This window comes from Filifactor sp. (genome assembly GCF_057248345.1).
Genome location: NZ_DBHIIC010000017.1, coordinates 21,954 through 27,953 on the forward strand (window position 1 = coordinate 21,954; position 6,000 = coordinate 27,953).

Below are 6,000 nucleotides of genomic sequence, written 5' to 3' on the forward strand. Positions count from 1 at the left end.
GTCATAGTGTATGATACTGCAAAATACATCTTGCAAAGTTCAAACAACAGTTTTGTTAAAGAGGTAGTCTAGTGATTCATTAATAAAGCAGAAATCAAGTAAATTTCTCTTTAGTAAAATTACTGTTTACAAACACAAAATGGTTACCTTGGCAAAAAACTTTTACCAAGATATTTTACAATATCATCTTTCGGAGAATCCGGTGTGATAAGAATTTCTTTTTCTGTTTCCTCAAAAAATATGGTAATAGAACAATCACGATTTCTAAAGAATTTTCGGACGGTTTCTTCTAAAATCTTTCTTATTTTCACCTTATTTTTTTTCGCTTTTTCATAGCTTTTGATAAAATAATATCCTCTTAAGCCAATTACTTTTGTGTAGTTATTTTCTTCCATTGACAATACCTTTTCTTTCGTTAATATAAAATTTTACTGATTTGTAAGCTATCATAACTGATATTTTGTGTTTTCGTCAAGGTGAAAGAGCAAAATATTACAAAATGCATAAAATAAACAAAATTTGAATGTTTTAATATCAATTATTTTAAAAATCATTTATAATAATGAAAGTAAAAAAGATTTGTTGCATAAGAAGATTCCTGTTATAGTTTGTAACAGGAGATTTGTATAGGCAAAGAGAGGTGTATCATTGTGGGAGAATTGATAGATTGGAAAAAACTACTATTACCCTATGAATGTGCAGTGGAAGAACTAAAAGTCAAATTTAAGAATATCCGTAAAGAGCTGAGAGCAAACGGACAATATAGCCCGATTGAGTTTGTTACAGGTAGAGTAAAAAAAGTAACTTCTATTTTAGAAAAAGTAAAGAGAATGGATATTGAAGTTGAGGAAATTGAAGACAAGATAGAAGATATTGCCGGAATTCGTATTATGTGTCAAATGGTGGAAGATATTTATCTTTTGGTGAAATATATTGAAGAAAGACAGGATATGCATATTGTATATGTCAAAGATTATATCAAATCGCCAAAAGAAAGCAGGTATCGAAGCTATCATATTATTATTAAATATCCGATTCAAACTGTGTATGGATACAAAGAAATTTTGGCAGAAATACAAGTAAGAACTTTAGCTATGAATTTTTGGGCAACAGTAGAACATTCCTTGAATTACAAATATGATAAATATGTTCCTATGGAAATCAGACAACGATTGATGAAAGCAGCCGATGCTGCTGCTCGTTTGGATGAAGAAATGGCATTTATTCGAGAAGAAATTGTAAGTGCACAGGTTGCTTTTGAAAATAAGTCTTTGGTAGTGACAGAAATTACATTGTGTATCAAAAAAATAGAGCAGTTAGACTGCAAAGAAGAAGCTCTTTATTATCAAAAAAGACTGGATGCATTAAATGAAGACAAGGAAACAGAAGGATTGTTAGACCTAAAAACAGAAGTAAATTTATTTTTAATCAAATTGTTAGAAGAAACCAAGTAGGATGAAATTAGAAGGGAGTAGAGATGTCAGTTTTTGCAATTGGAGACTTGCATATGTCTACTGTTCAAAAAAAGACCATGGATCAATTCGGATGGTTTCATCATGTAGATAGAATTGTAGAAGATTGGAAGAATAAGATTACAGAAGAAGATATTGTATTGTTGGTTGGAGATATCTCTTGGGCGTTACGATTAGAAGAAGTAGAGCCGGATATTGAGATTTTGTCAAACTTACCCGGACATAAATATATGATACGAGGAAATCACGACTATTGGTGGAACAGCGTGAGTAAAATGAGCAAAAAATTTCCTCAGATTCATTTTTTGCATAACAATCATTTTGTAATAGGAGATTATGTTATTTTTGGCACAAGAGGTTGGATTTGTCCAAATGATACTCAATTTACAGAAACAGATGAAAAGATATATGAAAGGGAATTGAAGCGATTAAAGAATTCTGTGAACAGTGCATCGGAAACAGTGATTCAAAATAAAAAGAAACTATTGATGTTACATTACCCTCCTATGAATGATAAAAAAGAAGCTTCCGGATTTACTGATATTATTCAAGATTCGAAGATAGATATTGTATGTTATGGACATTTACATGGAGAAGAATTTCACAAAATGGGGTTTGAAGGGAAAAAAAATCATACAGAATATCATCTGGTAAGTTGTGATTATTTAGATTTTAAAGTAAAGAAAATAGTAGATGATTGAAAAATGTTAAAGACGGTTATGATAGAGTAGAAATGATAATGTAAGTAAAATGATTTAAGAAAGAAGGATAACTTTGGATGTAGTAGAAAAGTATTTTTTATCGCCTACTGACGATTGGGAAATACATTATTATTGTGTATTTCCACAAGGAAAAATAAAAGCGATTGTTCAAGTTTTACATGGAATGTATGAAAATATGGATTCCTATCAGTCGTTAATAGAGTATTTGAGTAATAATGGATATGCCGTTTATTTTTTGGAACATAGGGGACATGGAAATTCCATATCACATGGATTAGGAAATCTGGGGGAATCAGATGTTTATTTAAAGATGATTCGAGATATTCGAGCGCTGAATGTCATTATAAGAAAGCAATTTACACATAGTAAAATTTATCTTTTGGGAAATTCGTTGAGTGCTTTCTTAGTGCAACGATATATCCAAATATATCCTGATACCATATCAGGAATGATACAATGTGCAGCAGGTGGAAAAGACCAAGTTCCTCATGCAAAATTAGGAAAAAATATTGCATATACGTTGAAGCAAATGGGGTTTTCTCAGAAAAAAAGTCCACTTTTATTTAAACATCAACAATCTTTTTTACACTCGATGGATAACAGCAAATGGTTGATTTTTTCTATGAGAAATGCTATGTCCAAGCAAAATTGGATAAATCGTTTTTCAATCAAAGAGGAAAGAGCGTATACAGTGAATACGTACTATTGGATTTATCGTGGAATTTGTGAGAATTTTAATCGCAAAGCAATGAAACCTGTAAACAAAGAGTTGCCAATTTTACTTTTGTCCGGAAATCGAGATCCTGTCGGAAGTTTTGGAGAAGGGATTTTACATTTGGTACGCTGGTATCAAAGTTTTGGTATGAATTCAGTACAGTGTAAGCTATATGAGGGGATCGGTCATAATATTTTACGTTCATGCAGGAAAGAAGAAGTGTATCAAGATATTGTGGAGTGGTTGGATACAGTATATTAGACAGCAATTAGAAACATTTATTGAGTAAAAGTGACAGCACTCTAGGAGATTTGAGTTTTTGGCGTAGCAGTTTTGGATTGCTACGCTATTTTTATGTATCTAAGAGGGACATAACTATTTTGTTGTTAAATAATATTAACAATGATATAATCAATATAAATAGAAAATATTTTTATACTAAAATTTGATAAAGTAAATGACAAATTGTCTATATTATCAACTGTATTTTAATTTACAATGTAAGGTTTGGATTTGTCAAAAATTGCAAATAGAGTTATTATCTGCATTTTATCAATATTTTCTATCTGTTAAGAATTAAGAGTGACGGGAAAGTTCACAGGAGTCAGAGATTAAGTGATTTCAAAACAAATATGTATAAATCTAAGAAGAGGTTAAGATAAATATCAATATAGAGAAATAGAATAAAGCAGAAAAGAGAGAGGTAACAATTAAATAGAATAGAGATGAATTACAGTCAACCGATTGCTCAAGTGGAATGGTTAGATTACAGGGAAAAAAATAAAGAGTCTATCGTATCTGAGTTGTAGGAAATCATACATATAAAAATGAAAAGAGAGTATGATTTAACTAATTATATAGGAGGGGAATTATGAAGAATAAAATTGAATTTTCAGAAGATGGTAGAGATATATGTCGTTTTTTGACAGTAGTTTTTATTTTAACTCTGATTATAGGAATTGCTACAGTCTATGGATATTATATAGGTTCAAATATACAGATGGCAGCTTCTGCTATGATGTTGATACCGGCTTTATCCGTTATTCTTACCGTTAAGTGGAACAAAACAAAAGTATACCCTAAAAAAATATTTGATTTTTATCAAATAACAGCATTTGTAATTTTTCTGTATGTGGTAATATCGATTTTTATGAGAATTGATTTACCCTCTGATTTGGGGATTGTCAGGTGGCTTTTCAATGGAGAATCACTTAGTGGGAATATTTTTCCAATCATAGTAGGATTAACAAATTTCTTTTTGATTTTTTTCATATACGAAAACAATCAGATGGAAGAAAATAAAGAGGTAATGAAGTTATGGAAACTTTCCGATTTTAATTTCAAGAAAATAATACAATATACATGTTATTTCATTGTTCTGAAAAATATAATCATGATGGTTGCAGAAGTTTTGTGCGGAAATATAGACTTTGTGTTGTATATACTTGACTATAAATTTTGGTTGAAAGAAGTAATTGTGATACCAATGGTTTTTTCATGTGTTCTTTTCTTCTTTGGCGAAGAGTACGGTTGGCGTTTTTTTCTTCAGCCTCGTTTGCAGAAAAAGTTTGGGAAAATAAAAGGTGTAATACTTCTTGGAGTGATATGGGGAATATGGCATTTACCGCTGGTTTTATTTTATTATTCCACTCCGGAAAATTTCTTTTATGCTGTTACAACTCAAATCATGTGTTGTATTTTTCTAAGTATTGTTTTTGCATATTTTTACGAAAAATCAGGTAGTCTATGGTGTGTTGTATTACTTCATTTTATGAATAATGCAATTTCAACCATTGTGGCTGTGAAGCAAGGTGGAATTCAAGAGTTGTATTCCGGAGATTGGATGGATTTAGGAGTATCTTTTGCAGTTTTGGCATTTGTAGCTATACTTTTTTTGAAAACGGATGTATTTACTGAGAAGAAGTTAAATTAAAACGGAGAACTGTTTAGTGAATAAAATACTTGTTATTGTGGCTATGTTGTATCATAACATAGATATATATCGGAGAATGGAGTAGATAAGTCAATTTGAAAGTACAGTAGAGCTCAATAATATATTCTGTAAAAGAAAACACCTCTTTTTTCATTGATGAAGAAGGAGGTGTTTTATAAAATAGTGGAAAATTTTTGAACTACATCAGCTTATATTATTTCTTATCTGCCGAAATAATAGGACTGTTTATTTATGTGTTACTTACGCTATATTTTTGATTCTATGAACTTTTTGTCCTTTTGAAAGGAATGACATAAAAGCTCCTAATAGTAGATAACAATAATAGGTGATTCCTCTTGTTAAGAGAAGTGCCGCTGCAAGTGTTTCTTTTGTGTATATTCCCGAAAAAATACGCAAAAATCCCGTTTCAGCAACTCCGACACCTCCCGGAAGAGGAAGTGACTCGAAGGTCATGATAAAGACACCTTGATAGGCAATCATTTTAATTAGACTGATGTTTTCAACTCCAAATGCTTTTCCTATCCAATATGCGATTGAATAAAAGAGTGTGATTTGAAGAAGTACAATTGGCATAATTTCACCAAAAATTTTAGGATTTTTTATAATCCAATCTGCACTTGTTTGATAGGAAGCCAATGATTTTTTGATTGTTTTTTCCAGTTGATCCACTTTTTTGTACTGACAGAATTTTAAGATAACTATCATTCTGTCTACAATATTATAAACAACAGTTGATGCAAAGATTAGTAGAAAGAAAATTGTTGCTAGCAAAAATTGTATCAATATTCCTACTTTGAATAATGTGAGCATGATACCATTGTTTCCTAAAATATATCGAATATTTCCTAATGTGAAGAGGAAGATAACAACGATGACGGCGATATGGTACAAACTGTTATAAAGCAACATAATAAGGGAGCTTTCAGATACTTCAATTCCATCTTTTTTCATATAGTATATTTCGGATGGTTGTCCGCCTGATGATCCCGGAGTAATCGATGAAAAATAGTAGTCGATTAGACTATATCTAAAGCATTGAAACAGTGTTGCTCTATATCCGAAAGCATACAAAAGTCTTTTTGTTGTAATGCTTTGGCACAAAAAAAATAAAAACATTGTAAAAAGAGCAATTAGGAT

The 6,000-nt window shown here is 30.8% G+C and carries 6 protein-coding genes; 4 read left to right on the forward strand and 2 right to left on the reverse strand.

The genetic code is table 11. The features are described from left to right. Nucleotides 1–143: 143 nt before the first annotated feature. Entirely contained in the window at nt 144–395 is a 252-nt protein-coding gene (locus ACO5GE_RS04680) for a hypothetical protein (protein ID WP_484829769.1), read from the reverse strand. 264 nt (nt 396–659) lie between these two features. Between ACO5GE_RS04680 and ACO5GE_RS04685 the strand changes: the two genes are divergently transcribed. From ACO5GE_RS04685 to ACO5GE_RS04700, 4 genes are all read left to right on the forward strand, one after another. Further along, nucleotides 660–1,454, forward strand: coding sequence for a GTP pyrophosphokinase (locus ACO5GE_RS04685; RefSeq protein WP_484829775.1), 795 nt, complete (start codon nt 660–662; stop codon nt 1,452–1,454). A gap of 23 nt (nt 1,455–1,477) precedes the next feature. Beyond that, the gene (locus ACO5GE_RS04690; RefSeq protein ID WP_484829771.1) at nt 1,478–2,173 is read left to right on the forward strand and encodes a metallophosphoesterase; all 696 of its coding nucleotides are present in this window, start codon (nt 1,478–1,480) and stop codon (nt 2,171–2,173) included. A gap of 73 nt (nt 2,174–2,246) precedes the next feature. Further along, nucleotides 2,247–3,170 carry an alpha/beta hydrolase gene (locus ACO5GE_RS04695; protein WP_484829772.1) on the forward strand — a complete coding sequence of 308 codons (924 nt, stop codon included), beginning with the start codon at nt 2,247–2,249 and terminating at the stop codon, nt 3,168–3,170. A 610-nt stretch (nt 3,171–3,780) separates the two neighbouring features. Continuing rightward, nucleotides 3,781–4,842 carry a CPBP family intramembrane glutamic endopeptidase gene (locus tag ACO5GE_RS04700; RefSeq protein WP_484829773.1) on the forward strand — a complete coding sequence of 354 codons (1,062 nt, stop codon included), beginning with the start codon at nt 3,781–3,783 and terminating at the stop codon, nt 4,840–4,842. A 261-nt stretch (nt 4,843–5,103) separates the two neighbouring features. Here the strand turns inward: ACO5GE_RS04700 and ACO5GE_RS04705 are convergent. After that, nucleotides 5,104–6,000, reverse strand: an 897-nt coding sequence (locus ACO5GE_RS04705; RefSeq protein WP_484829774.1) for a lysylphosphatidylglycerol synthase transmembrane domain-containing protein, incomplete at its 5' end; no start/stop codon positions are given.

Coding starts and splice junctions, on each gene's coding strand:
- ACO5GE_RS04680 (WP_484829769.1), bottom strand. CDS start 395: ATGGAAGAAAATAACTACACAAAAGTAATTGGCTTAAGAGGATATTAT.
- ACO5GE_RS04690 (WP_484829771.1), top strand. CDS start 1,478: ATGTCAGTTTTTGCAATTGGAGACTTGCATATGTCTACTGTTCAAAAA.
- ACO5GE_RS04700 (WP_484829773.1), top strand. CDS start 3,781: ATGAAGAATAAAATTGAATTTTCAGAAGATGGTAGAGATATATGTCGT.